Source organism: Paenarthrobacter sp. NPDC090517 (genome assembly GCF_044769165.1).
Classification (GTDB): domain Bacteria; phylum Actinomycetota; class Actinomycetes; order Actinomycetales; family Micrococcaceae; genus Arthrobacter.
The window spans coordinates 1,543,723-1,561,150 of the sequence record NZ_JBIVXN010000001.1; the positions used below are offsets into that span (position 1 = coordinate 1,543,723).

Sequence of the window (17,428 nt, forward strand, 5' to 3'; positions counted from 1 at the left end):
ATTTTGAGGGGGTTTTTCAAATGTAAGCCTGCTCACACCATTCCGCAAGGGGAAATAACATTTCCATATTATGGAAAGTCACATTTGGTTTGGAGTATCGACGTTGGTGCGTCCACCACCTTCTTTGACGCGGAAATGCCCGCGGCACACCCTTCTACAGGCGTGTCACGGGCATTCAGGAATCAAAGTGGGTGGTCGCGGCACGGGCCCACGGTTTGGGCGGTGCTTTGAGGCTAGCCGCGGCCCACGAAGGGCATGCCGGCAGCCGTCACCACCAAGGATCCGACACTGGCCGACGCCGGCATGTTGGCCATCATCAGCACGGCACGCGCAGCGTCATCCACAGGGAACATGGGCTCCACTTTGCGACTGCCGTCAGCCTGCAGCGCGCCGGAGCCTACGCCGATGGTGTCCATGATTTCGGTACGGGTATTACCGATGTCGATCTGCCCGCACGTAATGCCGAACTCCCTGCCGTCGAGCTCGATGCTCTTGGTCAGTCCTGTCATCGCATGCTTGGTGACTGTATAGGCTACGGATTTGGGCCTGGGTGAGTGCGCCGAAATGGAGCCGTTGTTGATGATTCGGCCACCTTGCGGCTCTTGGGATTTCATGGTTCGCACAGCCTCCGCAGCGCACAACATGGAGCCCGTGACGTTCACGCGAAGCGTTGCTTCCCACTCGTCCACACTGATGTCGCCCACGTCGCCCGCCGGCCCAAAGATGCCGGCATTGTTGAACAGCACATCAACCCGACCCCAGCGTTGGCGGACCTCCGCGAAAAGGCGCGCGACGTCGTCGGGCGCCGTTACATCGCAGGGAACCGCCAGCGCGTCCGGATGGTCGTCGGCAGTTTCCAAGAGCTGCGCCTCCCGGCGGCCGGCAAGCGCAACACGGTAACCCTCGGCGAGCATCAGCCTGGCGACCGCCCTTCCGATACCCGAACCGGCCCCGGTCACGACGGCGACCCTGGGGTTTGCGGGAGGGCTGGAGTCAGTCATGTGGTTGCCTTTCGGGGAATTGCTCGTGGCAGCGTCAGCGTGCGGCTTCAGCTGGCTGGACTGCTGCTGCCGGCTGGGAGGCTGTTATCGGCCAGCCTATGACAGTCTTCGGGCGCGGAGTGGCATAGGTCCTGACCTTGGACGTGGACAGGCCGAGGCGGACCAGCGACTCGGCGATGGTGACCGCCGCCGCCACTCCATCCACCACAGGGACTCCGGTGCGCTGGCGGATTTGTTCATCGAATCCGGCCATGCCGCCGCAACCGAGAACAATAACCTCGGCTTTGTCGTTCTGAACCGCCTGCTCCGCCTGACTCACAATGGCTTCGACAGCACGCTCCGGGTATTCCTCGAGCTCCAGCACGGCCATGCCACTGGCCCTGACAGAAGCGCATCGCGCCTCCAAACCGGCGAGCTTGAGCCGGTCCTCGATCAGCGGGACGGCGCGGTCCAGTGTGGTGACCACCGAATACTTGTGGCCCAGGAACATTGCGGTGCTGGCTGCTGCCTCGGTGATATCAACTACGGGGACGTCGAGGAGTTCCTGGAGGCCTTCGCGGCCGTGCTCGCCATAGCCGGCCTGGATGACGGCGTCGAAGGATTCGGGATAGTTCACCACTGCATCCATGACGGCGATCGCGGCGAGGTAGCTTTCGAAGTTGCCCTCGCAGGAGTCGGCGCCGAAACGAGGCGTGATGCCGATGATTTCGGTGCCAGGGGCCGCTGCGGCACGGGCCTGAGCTGCGATGGAGTCCGTCATGGACTGGGTGGTGTTTACGTTTGCGACAAGGATGCGCATGGGTTTCCTCAGTGTCAGTGGGTGCTGGCGACGGCGATCGGCTCGCCGGAGACGTCCTCGTGGACCTGCTTCTTGTCCGCGACAGCGAAGTACGTCAGGGCTGCGACGCCGGCTCCGATGAACCAAGCAAACGGAGCAGCCGCGGCCAGCGCTGGGATGAAAGCGATGGCAATGGCGAGTCCTGCCGCCGGGAGCATCGCGATGATGGCCTTCGGGTTCACGCCGCGCTTGTAGAAGTAGGCGCCCTCGGGATCCTCCGTGTAGAGCTCCGGGACATTGACCTTGCCTCGACGGACCAGCCAATAATCGGCCATAACCACACCGAACAGGGGCCCGAGCAAAGCGCCAAGGCCACCCAGGAAGTACACGATCACGATCGGGTTGTTGTAAAGGTTCCACGGCAGGATGATCAAGCCGATAGTGCCGCTGACCCAGGCCGCCTTGCGGAAGTTCAGGTGCCGCGGGAAGAGGTTGGTCAGGGCGTAGACGGGAGCTACGAAGTTGGCCATCAGGTTCACGGCGATGGTCAGGATCAACAGGGCCAGGCAAGCAAGGACCAACAGAAGCGTATTGGGAATGCTCTCCACAATGTCCGAGGGGCTCTCGATGACGGTGCCATTGATCTTGTACTGGCCGCCAGCCATAACGACGACGATGGCGCCGAAGACGAGCATGTTGATGGGGATGCCCCAGAAGTTGCCCTTGACGATGGACTTCTTGGAAGCCGAAGACCGGGTGAAGTCGCAGAAGTTCAGGACGAACGTTCCATAGATGGAAACCCACAGGGCACCGCCGGCAAAGATGGTGAGCCACATTTCGGTCCCCTCGAGGCCCTTGATGCCGCTCCACTGGATGGCGCCGCCGGCTTCGATGAAGACCCACACGGCGATCGCAGCCATGGTTACCAGGATGATGGGACCAGCGAAGGCCTCGTACTTGCGAATCATCTCCATGCCGAAGCTGACGATAACCAACTGGACGATCCAGAGCGCCACGAACGACAACCAGCCCAGGGTTGAAAGGCCAAGGATGGAGTTGCTGTCCAGATCTTTCAACCCCGGTGCCATGGCCACGAGCATGACCCGGAGGACCACGGATGCCAGGTACGTCTGGATGCCGAACCAAGCCACGGCAACAGCGCCGCGAACCAGGCTGGCGATCTGCGCTCCCCGGATGCCGAAGCTGATGCGGCTCATGACGGGGAAGGGAACACCCGTCTTCTCACCCATGAACCCGGAAAAGTTCAGGAGCGCGAACAAGAGAATGGCGCCGATGCCCAGGGCTACCAGGATCTGCCAACCACCCAAGCCGAGAGAGAACAGGCCGATGGCGAAGGCATAGTTACCCAGGCTGTGGACGTCGTTGGCCCAGAGGGTAAAGATGCTGTAGCTGGTCCACTTCCGACCCTTGGCCTTAGTGGGTGCGAGGTCGATGTTGTAAAGGCTGGGACTGATGGTACGGCCTGCGGCTTCGGAAGCAATGGCGCACAGGTCAGTGTTTCCCACGACCGGATGGTTGGGGCCACCTGCGTTTGCGTCTCCCGGAGCCCCAGTGACGCCGACTGATGAAGTCGTCTGCATCGTGGATCTCCACTTCGTACTGATTCCACAATACGGAATCTAGTTATTGAATAGTGAAAGCACTCTATGACTCAGGTCACGTAACGTCAAGGTTCCCCATGTATGCAGGGTCACATTCGGTTGCTTGGTGGAGAGTTTCCCAGTTGACTGTTTCGGTTACGCAATCCGTGTTGACGCTGCCCAACCAGCAGACGTAATCTCGAATTGCAGAATTTTATTCTCACAATACGAAATTCCTTGAGCGCCCCCACAGAGCAAGCGCCCAGACATTCAATGAAGAGAGGTTGGACGTGGCTGCAGGAGAAGAGACCTCACACATCCTCAGCGGGTTGACTGCCCAGCTGCCTGATCGTGATCCGGAAGAGACCGCGGAGTGGATTGAGTCCCTTGATGCGTTGATCGCGGAGCAGGGTACTGAGCGTGCCCAGTACATTATGCGTTCGTTGTTGCAGCGTGCTGGTGCCCGGTCGGTGGGTGTGCCGATGGTGACGACCACTGATTATGTGAACACGATCCCGGTGGACCAGGAGGCTGAGTTCCCGGGGAACGAGGAGTTCGAGCGCCGGTACCGGGCGTACATGCGGTGGAATGCCGCGGTGATGGTCCACCGTGCGCAGCGTTCCGATATTGGTGTCGGCGGGCACATTTCCACCTATGCCGGTGCTGCGACGTTGTATGAGGTGGGTTTCAACCACTTCTTCCGCGGCAAGGACCACCCTTCGGGCGGGGATCAGGTGTTCTTCCAGGGCCACGCTTCGCCGGGCATGTACGCGAGGGCGTTCATGGAAGGCCGTCTCACGGAAGAGGATCTGGACGGGTTCCGTCAGGAAAAGTCCAAGGCCGGTCATGCCCTGTCCTCGTACCCGCACCCGCGCCTGATGCCGGATTTCTGGGAGTTCCCGACCGTGTCGATGGGTATCGGCCCGATGAACGCGATCTACCAGGCCCAGTCCAACCGGTACCTGCAGAACCGTGGCATCAAGGACACCTCCGAGCAGCAGGTCTGGGCGTTCCTGGGCGACGGGGAAATGGACGAGCCCGAGTCCCGTGGCCTGCTCCAGCTCGCCGCGAACGAGAACCTGGACAACCTGAACTTCGTGATCAACTGCAACCTCCAGCGCCTGGACGGACCGGTCCGCGGTAACGGCAAGATCATGCAGGAACTCGAGGCGTTCTTCCGCGGTGCGGGCTGGAACGTGATCAAGGTCGTCTGGGGCCGGGAGTGGGACTCACTCCTGGAAGCCGATAAGGACGGGGCGTTGGTGAAGATCATGAACGAAACCCCCGATGGTGACTACCAAACCTACAAGGCCGAGTCCGGCGGGTTCGTGAGGGAACACTTCTTCGGTAAGTCCCCGCAGACCAAGGACATGGTCGCGGACCTGGACGACGAACAGATCTGGGGCCTCAAACGCGGCGGTCACGACTACCGCAAGGTTTACGCTGCGTACAAGGCAGCTACCGAGTTCAAGGGCAAACCCACCGTGATCCTGGCCAAAACGGTCAAGGGCTACGGCCTGGGCCCGCACTTCGAAGGCCGCAACGCCACCCACCAGATGAAGAAACTGACCATGGAAGACCTCAAAGCCTTCCGTGACCACCTCCGCATCCCCATCAGCGATGACCAACTCGACGCGGACCTCTACCGGCCCCCGTACTACCACCCCGGCATGGACGCCCCGGAAATCAAATACCTGATGGAACGCCGCGCCGAACTCGGCGGGTTCGTTCCCGAACGCCGCCGCACCCACACCCCCGTCACCCTGCCCGAGGCGAAATCCTACGAAGTAGCCAAACGCGGGTCCGGGAAACAACAAGCCGCCACCACCATGGCCTTCGTGAGGTTGTTGAAGGACCTCATGCGGGATAAGAACTTCGGGGCCCGGTTCGTGCCCGTCGTCCCCGACGAATCCCGGACCTTCGGCATGGACGCGTTCTTCCCGACCGCGAAAATCTACAACCCCAAAGGCCAGAACTACCTCTCCGTGGACCGCGACCTCGTCCTGGCCTACAAAGAATCACCCGCCGGCCAACTCATCCACCCCGGCATCAACGAAGCCGGCGCCGTCGCAGCGTTCACCGCCGCCGGCACCGCCTACGCCACCCACGGCGAACCCCTGGTCCCGATCTACGTGTTCTACTCCATGTTCGGCTTCCAACGCACCGGAGATTCCTTCTGGGCCGCCGCGGACCAAATGACCCGCGGCTTCATCATCGGCGCCACCGCAGGACGAACCACCCTCACCGGCGAAGGACTCCAACACGCCGACGGGCACTCCCCCATCCTGGCCTCCACCAACCCCGCCGTGAAAACCTACGACCCCGCCTACGGCTACGAAATCGGCCACATCATCCGCCACGGCCTCGAAGAAATGTACGGCGACAACAACACCGACGGCACCGGTGAAGACCGTAACGTCATGTACTACCTCACCGTCTACAACGAACCCATCACCCAACCCGCCGAACCCGAAAACCTCGACATCGACGGACTCCTCAAAGGCATCTACCGCCTCGCCCCCGCCCCCGAAGCGGACAGCACCACCGGGAACCGGCCCACCGCGACCATCCTCGCCTCCGGCGTCTCCGTACCCTGGGCCCTCGAAGCCCAACGGATCCTCGCCCAAGACTGGAACGCCGCCGCCGACATCTACTCCGTAACCTCCTGGAACGAACTCCGACGCGACGGACTCGCCGCCGAAGAACACGCCTTCCTCAACCCCGGCCAACCCGCCCGCACCCCGTTCATCACCGAACAACTCGCCGGCACCACCGGACCCGTCATCGCCGTGTCCGACTACATGAAAGCCGTCCCCGACCAAATCCGCCAATTCATCCCCAACGACTTCGCCTCCCTCGGAGCAGACGGCTTCGGCTTCTCCGACACCCGCCAAGCCGCACGCCGCTACTTCAAAAACGACACCCACTCCATCGTCGCCAAAACCCTCCAACTCCTCGCCGCAAAGGGCGAAGTAGAGGAGGGCGCGCCGTCGTACGCCATTGACCGCTACAAACTGCTGGATGTAAACGCCGGCACCACAGGCGGAGCAGGCGGCGACGCCTAACAACCCGCATGACAAAATGGCGGCAGCGTTCGTGAAGAACGCTGCCGCCATTGTCGTTTTTGCGAGTTTGGTTGAACCGGGCCTAGGTGCCCAGGTTCCTTCTATCGACCACGAAGCCGGTTGCCGCATTCTCGCGAACGGCGTTGATACCAGCCACTACCGCCTTCAGATTCGGAAACTGTGGCGACACTGCCACAACGGTTCCATCCTCCGCGGTTAGCCGGAACCGGAATGAGTTGGTTCCTGCTTTGAGAATTTCAAAACTGCCAGCCATTTTCCCCTGTTCTTTCACGCGACGTTGCGTATCCGAGCTGACTTCATAACTCCCTCATCGACCATATCGGCCATTTCAGACCGCCAAAAGCCCTACTGATCGGTAATTTACAACCGATATTGGTAGATCTCTTGGAAAGAACCCAAGGAGCTAGAGACCGCATGCAGCCCCGCGCGTATCGTGAGGATATGACTGACACCGGCACGGCCCCCACCACGGGCGTGCTCCTCGCTGCAGGGGCAGGAACGCGACTTGGTCGCGGCCCCAAGGCGCTGCTCCCCTTCCGAGGCAGGACTTTGGTGGAGGTACTCGCGGACACACTGTTCGACGGCGGGTGCCGCGAGGTTGTGGTGGTGCTCGGCGCTGAGGCCGATCTTGTCCGGCGCAGCACCGATCTTGGCACGCACGTGGTGGTCGAGAACGAGAATTGGGCCAAGGGAATGGCCGGATCATTCCGAGCCGGCATTGATGCGGCTGCGGCGGGGAACAGCATCATGGTGGCGCTGGTGGACCAGCCAGGACTAACGCCGACGGCGGTGAGCAGGTTGCTGGGTAGTCACCGTCCCGGCAGGGTCACCGCAGCCGCCTACCCGGACGAGTCCGGCCACCTGAAGCGTCGGCACCCGGTGATTTTCGACGTCGGACTCCGCTCCGAAGCGGCCGCGGCTGCTAATGGCGACACGGGTGCGCGTTCATTCCTGAAGGCGCATCCTGGGCTCGTGGACTTGGTGGATTGCAGCGACCTCTGCTCCGGTGAGGACCTGGACACGAAGGACCAGCTGCATCTGTTGGACGGGTAGCGGCGGGTTGGACTGGTAGCGGCGGGTAAATTTAGGTGCATGATCCGCATCGCGACTGATGATCCCGCACGCCCCGATGTCCACCTGCTCCTCAGCGAGCACCTGGCCGATATGTTCGCCACTTCTCCTGCGGAAAGTGTTCATGCGCTGGACCACTCGGCGCTGAAGCATGAGTCGATTACGTTCTGGACAGCCCGGGAGGACGGCGCGCTGCTGGGGTGCGGAGCGCTGAAAGAGCTGTCCCCCGGGCACGCCGAGATCAAGTCAATGCGCACCACTTCCATTGCCCGTGGACGTGGAGTGGCCACCCGGATGCTGGAACACATCGTGGCTGAAGCTGCCCGATTGGGTTACAAGCGCGTGAGCCTGGAAACGGGAACCGAGGACTACTTCGCCCCCGCGCGTCGTTTGTATGCCCGGCACGGATTCACGGAGTGCCCGCCGTTCGGGGATTACACCCTGGACCCGAACAGTGTGTTCATGGAGCTCGCCGTCTCCCCCAAGTAGGTAGCAGCAAACGTCTCAATGAGGGCTCATACCGACGTTTGCTGTCACCTAGTTGGGTTGGCACGGGACAGGGGTTAGTTGGGTTAGACGGGGGCAGTGGTGCGGTCGCGGAGGGCCAGGTAGATCCTGTCCCGCGCGATGGGCAGCTCGCCGAAGCGGATCCCGGTGGCATTGCGGATCGCGTTGGCCAAGGCGGGAGCCACGGGGTTGAACGGGCTCTCGCTCATGGACTTGGCGCCGAGAGGTCCTGTGGAGTCGTTGGTAGTGGCGAAATAGACCTCGCTCCGTGGCACGTCCGCGAACGAAGGAATGTGGTACTGCCGCAGGATGTCCGTGGTGACGCGCCCGGCGTCGTCCACTTTCACTTCCTCGTAAAGCACCGCACCCAGGGCCTGCGCAATGCCGCCCTCGATCTGACCGCGACACTGCCGCGGGTTCACCACCACACCGGCATCGGCGGCCTGGACACTCTGCAGGATCCGCAGCTCACCGGTTCCCGTATTAACAGCAACCCTGAAACCGTGAACGTTGAACGCGACCGACCGCGGCGTCCCGCCCCAGTTGCCATCCGTGGCGAGCCGAACGCCTTGCAGCCGGGCGGCGTCGACGATTTCCGTTAAGGGCACCGTACGGTCACCGCACTCAACGGCGCCGTCCACCAAGCGGCAATCTCCCAACGGAACACCTCTGAGCGAAGCGGCAACCGTTTGAATCCGCGTGGCCAGTTCCAGCGCGGCACCCAATGTCGCCTTGCCGGCCACCACGGTTCCGGCCGAACCGAACGCGCCGGTGTCGTGCTCCAAGAGGTCGGTATCGGACTGCCGCACCGTCACTTTGGACGCCGTGGTAGCCAAGGCCGTGGCAGCCAACTGTGCATGGACGGTTGTGGTGCCGTTCCCGAATTCCGCAGTACCGACGTCGACGGCGAACCTTCCGTTCGCTTCCAGGCTCACCCGGGTGTGGGCGAAGTGGCCGCGGGGCGGGACGGTGTCGATCATGGAAAGGGCTGAGCCTTCCCCGACCACCCAATCCGGACCCAAGTCATCCAAGCCGGCTGCCCGGTAGCGTTCCTTGCCGCGGTCCAGAGCGTCCCGCACCAAGGACACGCACTGGTCCAGGCCGTAGCTTCCGTAGTGGACGTCTTCTTCGGGCTCCGGTGTTGTGGAAAGCATGTGATCGCCGGGCCGGACCATGTTCTTGAGCCGGAACTCAAGCGGATCCATGCCTATCCCGATGGCGAGTTCGTCAATGGCCGACTCGATTGCGAAGATCATCTGGCTCAGCCCATAACCCCGGAAAGCACCCGCGGGGACCGTGTTGGTGTAGACGGCGTGGGCGTCCACTTTCTTGTTCACGCACTTGTAGACGGCCAACGATTCTCCGCAACCGTGGAACATGACGCCGGGAGCGTGATTTCCGTAGGCGCCGGTGTTGGTGAGGACGTTCAACTGCAGCGCGGTGAGCGAACCATCGCGGCTGGCTCCGGCCTTGAGATGGATGGTGAAGGGGTGCCGGGTGGTAGTTGCCGTGAACTGCTCGGTGCGGGTGAATTCCAGCTGCACGGGCTTCCGCAGTGCAAGGGCCGCGAGGGCAACCAGGTCTTCAGTGAGGACTTCCTGCTTTCCGCCGAAGCCACCGCCAACCCGTCCGGCCACTACCCGGATAGTCTCAGGAGGCAGGTTGAATACCCGGCTCAGCGTCCGCTTCACCAGGAATGGCACCTGCGTGGAGGAACGGATCATCAAGCGGCCGTCGTCATCCAGCCAGGCAATGGACGCGTGGGTTTCCATCGCCACGTGCTGCACGCGCTGCGTCTTGTACGTGTGCTCGTGAATGAAGTCAGCAGCCGCAAAGCCGTCAGCCACGCTGCCCAGTTCGGCATGGACCTCTGCCACCACGTTCTGGAGCGGGCGGGAAATCCGCGAGAAGATGCCGTCCTTTTCCCCATGAATGGCCGGGGCTCCGGGGAGGATGGCCTCCTGCGGAGTGAACACCGGCTCCAGGAGTTCGTACTGCACGGCCAATGCCCGGGCACCGGCCTCGGCTGCACCCACGGATTCGGCAACGACAGCGGCAACCCGCTGCCCAATGAACCGCACAACGTTGTCCAGAACGCGTGAATCGTCCGGGTCGTCGGTGTAGTTCTCGTGTTGGGCACTGGAAAACAGCAGCTGTGGTGCGTCTTCGTGGGTGAAAACCGCGACGACGCCAGGAACAGCCAAAGCCGGAGCTTTGTCGATGGACACGATCCGGGCATGCGGATACGGGGAACGCAGGAGCTTCATGTGCAGCAGGCCTTGAAGTTGTTCAGCCGGCACATCCAAGGCGTACCGGGCGGTTCCTGTCACCACGGCTTGACCGGCGGGGGCGGGAACGTTGTCCCCGAGCTGGCCGGGTGTGGCTGGGACAGCGGCGGGAGTCTGCGCCCCCGAAACGTCAGCTCCGGCGTCGTGCTGGTGTTCACCAGCGTGGCCGTTGCTGTGACCGCAGACCGCGTCCGCGATGGAGCGGTAGCCGGTGCAGCGGCAAAGGTTGCCCTTGAGGTTGCGGGGCAGGTTGGCGCGTTGCTCGTCGTCGAACGTCGCGGCCGTCATCATCATGCCCGCGGTACAGAAGCCGCATTGGAAGCCCTGGGCCTCGAGGAACTGCTCCTGCACAGGGTGTAGTTCGCCGTCCTTGGACAGGCCCTCGATGGTGGTCACCGCTTTGCCTTCGGCGCGGACTGCCGGGTAGATGCAGCTGTGGACGGGGGTGCCATCGACGTGCACGGTGCAGGCGCCGCAGTCGCCGCCATCGCAGCCCTTCTTGACGCCGAAGTTGCCTTCCTCGCGAAGGAAGGTGCGGAGGCATTGTCCTGGGCGGGGTGTGGCCTGTGAGGCAGAACCGTTTATTTCAATTGCCATTGCGGGCCTCCTTCTGCTGGGTACTTGTTTCGGCTGGCTGGGTGGACGGCTGGGGCGAGGTGTTGTGCGGCGGCCAAAAATCGCCGGAAACGGTCATGGATTCGCCCAGCAGTTCGGCCCGAATTTCCTCGGCCAGCTTGAATGTCATGTCGCGCCGCCATGCAGGCAGCCCGTGGATGTCGTCGTGGTACAGCGGCCACGGAATGGAATTTCCGACGGCGTCAGCCAGCGTCCCGGCGTCGGGAACCTGCCCGGCGGGGAACCTCAGCTGGACCGGCCTTTTGGTGGACGCTGTCACTGTGATGACCAGACCGCCGTCGGGGTCGAGCCGCCCGATCAGCAGCACGCCGGAACGGCCAAGGTTGCTGAGCGACAAGCGCCGGAAGGCAACCCTGGCGGAGAGTGCGCTGGCGGGCAGATGGACGCTGCGGAGCAACTCCCCCGGTGCCAGGACAGTCTGCATATCGCCTGTGACGACGTCGGCCACCGGAACCTTGCGGCTGGTGCCGTCCGGACTGAGGATGATGGCTTCGCCGTCAAGTCCTGCGCACAGCGACGTCATGGGTCCTGCCGGGAGGCCGGTGCAAATGTTGCCGCCCACCGTGGACATGTTCCAGATCTTGAACGAGGCCACGAACGAGTCGCAGCACGGGCGGATCAGCGCCAATCCGGGCCACTCGCGGTCTGCTGTTTCTGCCAACCGCGGCAGGGCGTAGAGCTCGGCTACGGTGCAGGTGGCGGCCAGTTCGATGCCTTGGTCGGTGACGGTGATGGCGGGCCACTCTGCTTGGCCGAGGTCAAGGAGCCGTTTGAGGACGGTGCTGCCGTAGGAGAAAAGGACAGTGCCTCCGGCGAGCCAGGCGTCGCCATCGCGCCATTGTGCCGGGTCCGTGGTGGGGACGACGGCCTCGATGGTGTTCATGTCCATGGGTCCTCCTGAGTGAGGTGTTGAGGTGCTGTATGAGCCGGGGCCGCGTGGGCCGGCGCCGGGTGGATCGGGCCGGCGCTGTCCTTCAGCGACGGGAACCCAGGTGCCTTGGCCTGCTTCCGGCCAGCGCCGCGCTCAGCGATGATTTCTGCCGTGATGGAAACCGCCACTTCGGCAGGAGTCACGGCGCCGAGGTTCAACCCGATGGGTGAATGCAGCCGTTCCAGGGACTCTGGTGGAGTGCCTGCCTCAAGCAAGGCATCGATCCGTTGGCGGTGGCTGCGTCGGGAACCCATCGCGCCGACGTACGCCAGGTTCAACCGGAGGGCGCTCTCAAGCAGCGGGATATCGAATTTGGGGTCGTGGGTCAGGATGCACACCACAGTGCGGGAATCGATGCGTCCCGCGGCTGCCTCGGCTTCCAGGTAACGGTGTGGCCAATCAGTGACCACTTGGTCTGCGCCTGCGAAGCGGCTTTGCGTCGCGAAGGCTGGCCGGGCGTCGCACAGCGTGACGTTGTAGCCGAGGAGTTGCCCGGCAGGTAGCAGTGCCGCGCCAAAGTCGTTGGCTCCAAAGATCAGCATCCGGGCTGCCGGCAACCGGCTTTCCACAAACAGTGTGATCGGCTCCGGCTGCGCCTCCTCCTGTGGAGGCAAAGCCAGCCTCTCAGTAGTGACCCAGCCATCAATGCAACCCTCGGGCGGCGCCAAGCGGATCAAGCCGGCGTGACCACCCTGGAGCAGCGGCTCCACCTGCGCGGCAGCGGCGAAAAGTGTGGAGGGATGGTCGCCCAGCAGCTTGGCCAGGTCCTCGGATTCCATGGCCCGGAACCGCACGGGATCATTGACCACCATAACTCCGCCATGGGCATCGAGGCGGCGGATCAGGGCTGCGGGACGTTGCGTTTCAGCAAAAACCGAAAGTTCAGGCGATCCGGCCCGGAGCGGCTGGATGTGGACTTCCAGTTCCCCTCCACAGGTGAGTCCGACGGCGAACGCATCCTCGGAACTGTAGCCAAAAGACTCTAGGCGAGGGCCGCCGTCGCGCATTGCTTCCAAGGCCGCCTCCACCACGGCACCTTCCACGCAACCTCCGGACAAGCTGCCCAGAATTTCGCCGTTTTCGGAGACCAACATGGAGGTCCCCATGGGCCGCGGCACGGAGCCGCCGGTCCCTACGATCGTGGCCACAGCACACAGTTTGCCGGAGACCGCAGGCCGCCAGCTGCCCAGCGAAGGCATCAGATCCAGCATGGCAACACATCCTTATTCCAGGTGTCCCGGCCAGATGGCCCGGCCGGAGCAGTGCGCGATCTTGCCTCATATTCTCATTTTCAGAGGTTGTTGAGGGGTAGTCGCGGTTAATCAGTAAAAGTGGGAGTTCATAGGAACGGGGGCAAGGGCTTCATCTCCCTGCCCCCGTTCCCTGACGGAGCGTCGGTGCCCGTCCCTGAATCACCAGGGCCGCCGCCCGCCGTCGTGCCTGTTATATAGGGACGACGACGGCGGACGCCTATTCGTGCGGTGGGTACCGGCGGACCGCCGATCGGAGTGCCGGAACGTATCCCGCCGGCGCGGGTGCAGCTCCGGGCTAGACGCCCATCAGCGCGTTGATCGGGCCGCGGGCGAAGTAGATGATGAACCCGGCCGTGACCACCCACATGAGCGGATGGACCTTCTTGGCCTTGCCCGACGCCGCGCTGATCACCGCGAAGGAGATGAAGCCGACGCCGATGCCGTTGGCGATGGAGTACGTCAGAGGCATGGTCACGATTGTCAGGAAGGCCGGGAGGGCGATGGAGAACTTGGTGAACTTGATCTCGCGAATTTGCGCCATCATCATCGCACCCACCACCACCAGGGCTGCTGCTGCTACTTCCAACGGGACCACCGAGGTGAGCGGAGTGAAGAACATGGAACCCAGGAACAGCAGGCCGGTGACCACCGAGGCCAGGCCGGTCCGTGCGCCTTCGCCGATGCCTGCAGCGGAGTCGATGTACACGGTGTTGGACGAACCGGACGTTGCGCCGCCCACCACTGCACCCATGCCTTCAACAATGAAGGCAGACTTCAGCTTGGGAAACGTGCCGTCTTTGTGTGCCACGCCTGCGCTCTTGGCCAGGCCCGTCATGGTGCCCATGGCGTCGAAGAAGTTGGTGAACACCAGGGTGAAGACCAACATCGTCGCAGCCAATCCGCCGATCCTGGCAAAGGAGCCGAAGAGATCGAACTGGCCCACCAGGCTGAGGTCCGGGACGGACACCAGTTGGCTGGACAGGATGGGCACGTTGAGGTGCCAGCCGCCGGGGTTGTCGGCGGTGCCTGGGCCAATGTGGAACACGGCCTCGGCAACAGCGGCGAGGATGGTGGTGGCGACGATGCCGATCAGCAAACCGCCTTGGATCTTGCGTGCCACGAGGATGCCCATGGTCAGCAGGCCAATGATGAAAACAAGGGTGGGAATGGACGTGATGGAGCCGTTGTCGCCGAGCTGGACCGGTGGGCCCCCCGTGGTTGCGCGAACGAACCCGGAATCCACGAACCCGATAAAGGCGATGAACAGGCCGATACCAACGGTGATGGCGGCCTTGAGCTCTTTGGGAACTGCCTTGAAGATCGCCGTCCGGGCGCCGGTAGCACCGAAGATGACAATCAGGATGCCGTTGATGACCACCAGGCCCATGGCTTCTGGCCATGTAACTTCCTGGATGACCGCGACGGCGAGGAACGAGTTGATGCCCAAGCCGGCTGCAAGGCCGAAGGGCAGGTTGGCGACCAAACCGAAAATGATGGTCATGACGCCGGCGGTCAGGCCCGTGACGGCACCAACCTGCGCAGCTGAGAGCCAGCCACCGGCGACGTCGGTAGGGGCGTTTTCCGCCGAGAAGCCACCCAGGATGAGCGGATTCAGGATGACGATGTACGCCATGGTGAAGAAGGTGACCAGGCCGCCGCGGAATTCGCGGGCCAACGTTGAGCCACGCTTCGAGATCTGGAAGAACTTATCCAGGAAGGAGTTCGACACCGGGGGCTTCTTGTTTCCATCTGCCAGGCCGGTTGCCGTGTGCTTTGCCGCTGTGGGCCCTGCGCCGTTTCCTTGGGGAAAGAGCGCAGCCTGCTTTTCAGCTGCTGTCTGCTTTTCAGCGGAATTGTCCAGGATTGTCATGTCAGCCACCGGGCCCTAGTAATCAATCCTGGAATCAAGCGTGTTCCATGTGTTGAACGGCTGGAGGGCCGCCGGAGCCTGGGGGTCGCCCAGTTCCAGCTTGGCTACCGGCATCAGCGCGTCCCGGTTGTCGTTCTCGAAGTACTCGTAGAAGACGGCGTCGTCAAAGCCGACGGATGCGGCGTCGTGACGGTCTGCTGCAAAGAACACGCGGTCAACGCGTGCCCAGAGTGCGGAGGCCAGGCACATGGGGCATGGCTCGCAGCTGGTGTAGAGGGTTGCTCCGCTGAGATCGAAGGTTCCCAGTTCGCGGCAGGCGTTACGGATGGCCGTGACTTCTGCGTGTGCGGTGGGATCGTTCGTGGCGGTGACGCGGTTGACGCCTTCGAAGGCTCGTCCGTCCGCTGTGACAATGACGGCGCCGAAGGGGCCCCCACTGTTAAGGACATTGGCTGTTGCCAGCTCAATGGATGTGGCCAGGAATTGCTCGGCCGTGACGGTTGTACTCATGTTGCGACTTCCTTAGTGCTGAGGAAGCCAGGTGACCTGTTTGGGGGCGCTACAGAGAGGAGCTCCAGTTAGCTTGGTTACCAGGCTTCAGCATGTGCGATGAAGGTTAAGTTGCGCCTGGTAGATAGCTTCCCGAGGTCCGGGTGCCCGCCTTTGGCAGTTAGAGCGTAGCACCAGGTTTGTGAGCCGCGCCATAGTTTTTTGAAAACTTAATTTCGTGATGCGAAATTAGTTACTGCTGCGGGGTGATGCCTGGCTGGCGTCGGGCTCGTGCCCGAATGTGACCGCCGGCGCCCGGCGGGCGTTGACTGCCGCCGTCGGGCATTCTACGCTTTTCGGACCTGGCCGCATTCTGACGGTCGGGCAAACCTGGATCAGCAGACAGGGCCTAACTGAGCTGGAACGCGTACACGCCGACCAGACAAGGAACCTGTCATGACCCCTCTTTGGATCAAGAACCCGCTGGGTATCTTCACCGCAAACGACCTCGACGCCGGCGGCGGACTGGTGGTTTCCGACGGAAAAATCGTGGAGCTCGTGCCTTCGGGCGGGCAGCCGTCCACGCCCTGCTCCGTCTTTGATGCTTCCGCCCATGTGGTCCTGCCCGGGCTCATCAACACGCACCACCACTTCTACCAAACCCTCACCCGCGCTTGGGGGCCCGTGGCCAACGCACCGTTGTTCCCTTGGCTGCAGAACCTCTATCCGGTGTGGGCGAGACTGACCCCGCGCAGCCTTGAGCTCGCAGTGCAGGTTGCGCTGGCCGAGTTGCTGCTGTCCGGCTGCACCACTGCCGCCGACCACCACTACCTCTTCCCCGACGGCATGGAAGACGCCATTGATATCGAAGTAGCTGCAGTTCGTGCCATGGGAATGCGCGCCACTTTGACCCGCGGGTCCATGACCTTGGGAGAGGACGACGGCGGCCTGCCGCCCAGGACCACGGTCCAGTCGCCTGAAGCGATCCTCGCAGACAGCGAACGGCTGATTCGTCAGTACCACGAGAAGGGCGATGGGGCTGTTGTGCAGATCGCGCTTGCCCCCTGCTCGCCCTTCTCTGTGACCAAGGAGATCATGGCCGAGAGCGCCGCAATGGCCGAACGCTTCGACGTCCGGCTGCACACCCATCTTGCCGAGACGATCGACGAGGAAGACTTCTGCCGCTCCATGTTCGGACTGCGGACCGTGGACTACTTGGAATCCGTGGGCTGGTTGGGATCCCGCACCTGGCTTGGGCATGGCATCCATTTCAACGACGACGAGATCGCCAGGCTGGGAGCCGCGGGCACCGCCGTCGCACACTGCCCCACCTCCAACATGCGCCTTGCCTCCGGGACGGCGCGCGTCCTTGAGCTTGAGGCAGCGGGCGTGCCTGTGGGGCTGGGCGTCGATGGCTCGGCGTCGAACGATGCCTCCAACATGATCCTCGAGGCCCGGCAGGCCCTGTATTTGCAGCGGCTGCGCTATGGCGCCTCGGTTCCCGTGGAGCGGGCTCTGGGATGGGCGACTCGTGGATCCGCTGCCGTATTGGGGCGCTCCGACGTCGGGCAGCTGGCTCCAGGGCTCCAGGCAGACTTGGCCATGTTCAAGCCCGATGAGCTGCGGTTCTCCGGAAGCCACGATCCCGTGGCCGCCCTGCTGCTCTGCGGGGCGGACCGTGCAGACCGGGTCATGGTGGGCGGTTCCTGGCGCGTAGTGGACGGCAAAATTCCCGGGCTGGACGTCGCCGGGCTGATCGCGGAGCACTCGGCGGCGGCGCGGAAGTTGGTGGCCGGGTAGGTTTCGGCTTTCGTGGGCCGCCCGTTTCGACGGTTCCCTGCGCATTATGCCGTTCAAACGGCACTGTCGGCAGCGAGCCCTCGAAGCGGGCTTCTCCACATAGTCAAACCCGCCCCT

The 17,428-nt window shown here is 62.9% G+C and carries 13 protein-coding genes; 4 read left to right on the forward strand and 9 right to left on the reverse strand.

Annotated features, from left to right (window positions below):
- Positions 1–233: 233 nt before the first annotated feature.
- From ACIQTW_RS07115 to ACIQTW_RS07125, 3 genes are read right to left on the reverse strand one after another with little or no spacing between them, the layout of a single operon-like run.
- The gene (locus ACIQTW_RS07115; protein WP_402935340.1) at positions 234–1,001 is read right to left on the reverse strand and encodes an SDR family oxidoreductase; all 768 of its coding nucleotides are present in this window, start codon (positions 999–1,001) and stop codon (positions 234–236) included.
- Between the two features lie 34 nt (positions 1,002–1,035).
- The gene (locus ACIQTW_RS07120; protein ID WP_402935343.1) at positions 1,036–1,800 is read right to left on the reverse strand and encodes an aspartate/glutamate racemase family protein; all 765 of its coding nucleotides are present in this window, start codon (positions 1,798–1,800) and stop codon (positions 1,036–1,038) included.
- A 14-nt stretch (positions 1,801–1,814) separates the two neighbouring features.
- The gene (locus ACIQTW_RS07125) at positions 1,815–3,380 is read right to left on the reverse strand and encodes an NCS1 family nucleobase:cation symporter-1 (RefSeq protein WP_402935346.1); all 1,566 of its coding nucleotides are present in this window, start codon (positions 3,378–3,380) and stop codon (positions 1,815–1,817) included.
- 290 nt (positions 3,381–3,670) lie between these two features.
- Between ACIQTW_RS07125 and aceE the strand changes: the two genes are divergently transcribed.
- The gene (aceE, locus tag ACIQTW_RS07130) at positions 3,671–6,445 is read left to right on the forward strand and encodes a pyruvate dehydrogenase (acetyl-transferring), homodimeric type (RefSeq protein WP_402935349.1); all 2,775 of its coding nucleotides are present in this window, start codon (positions 3,671–3,673) and stop codon (positions 6,443–6,445) included.
- An 82-nt stretch (positions 6,446–6,527) separates the two neighbouring features.
- On the opposite strand, the gene ACIQTW_RS07135 is transcribed toward aceE, so the two are convergent.
- Positions 6,528–6,719, reverse strand: coding sequence for a DUF1508 domain-containing protein (locus ACIQTW_RS07135; RefSeq protein WP_044569301.1), 192 nt, complete (start codon positions 6,717–6,719; stop codon positions 6,528–6,530).
- 161 nt (positions 6,720–6,880) lie between these two features.
- Here ACIQTW_RS07135 and nboR point away from each other — a divergent pair, with 161 nt between their 5' ends.
- Together nboR and ACIQTW_RS07145 are read left to right on the forward strand one after the other, a co-directional pair.
- Positions 6,881–7,519, forward strand: coding sequence for a nicotine blue oxidoreductase (gene nboR, locus ACIQTW_RS07140; RefSeq protein WP_402935353.1), 639 nt, complete (start codon positions 6,881–6,883; stop codon positions 7,517–7,519).
- A 39-nt stretch (positions 7,520–7,558) separates the two neighbouring features.
- Positions 7,559–8,026: a GNAT family N-acetyltransferase gene (locus tag ACIQTW_RS07145; protein ID WP_402935356.1), complete on the forward strand. Its 468-nt coding sequence runs from the start codon at positions 7,559–7,561 to the stop codon at positions 8,024–8,026.
- An 83-nt stretch (positions 8,027–8,109) separates the two neighbouring features.
- Here ACIQTW_RS07145 and ACIQTW_RS07150 read toward each other — a convergent pair whose 3' ends face one another.
- The 5 genes from ACIQTW_RS07150 to ACIQTW_RS07170 all read right to left on the reverse strand — a co-directional run bounded on the left by ACIQTW_RS07150 (position 8,110) and on the right by ACIQTW_RS07170 (position 15,532).
- Positions 8,110–10,929: a molybdopterin-dependent oxidoreductase gene (locus ACIQTW_RS07150; protein ID WP_402935359.1), complete on the reverse strand. Its 2,820-nt coding sequence runs from the start codon at positions 10,927–10,929 to the stop codon at positions 8,110–8,112.
- A complete protein-coding gene (locus ACIQTW_RS07155; RefSeq protein WP_402935362.1) occupies positions 10,919–11,857 on the reverse strand; it encodes an FAD binding domain-containing protein in 939 nt (312 codons plus the stop codon). The genes ACIQTW_RS07150 and ACIQTW_RS07155 overlap by 11 nt, the downstream gene beginning before the upstream one ends.
- Entirely contained in the window at positions 11,848–13,110 is a 1,263-nt protein-coding gene (locus ACIQTW_RS07160) for an XdhC family protein (protein WP_402935364.1), read from the reverse strand. Before ACIQTW_RS07160 ends, ACIQTW_RS07155 begins: the two co-directional genes overlap by 10 nt.
- 337 nt (positions 13,111–13,447) lie before the next feature.
- Positions 13,448–15,022, reverse strand: coding sequence for an NCS2 family permease (locus ACIQTW_RS07165; protein WP_402935367.1), 1,575 nt, complete (start codon positions 15,020–15,022; stop codon positions 13,448–13,450).
- Positions 15,023–15,037: 15 nt separating this feature from the next.
- Positions 15,038–15,532: a nucleoside deaminase gene (locus ACIQTW_RS07170; RefSeq protein ID WP_017200639.1), complete on the reverse strand. Its 495-nt coding sequence runs from the start codon at positions 15,530–15,532 to the stop codon at positions 15,038–15,040.
- A gap of 435 nt (positions 15,533–15,967) precedes the next feature.
- Between ACIQTW_RS07170 and ACIQTW_RS07175 the strand changes: the two genes are divergently transcribed.
- Positions 15,968–17,311 carry an 8-oxoguanine deaminase gene (locus tag ACIQTW_RS07175; protein WP_402935370.1) on the forward strand — a complete coding sequence of 448 codons (1,344 nt, stop codon included), beginning with the start codon at positions 15,968–15,970 and terminating at the stop codon, positions 17,309–17,311.
- Positions 17,312–17,428: the final 117 nt, after the last annotated feature.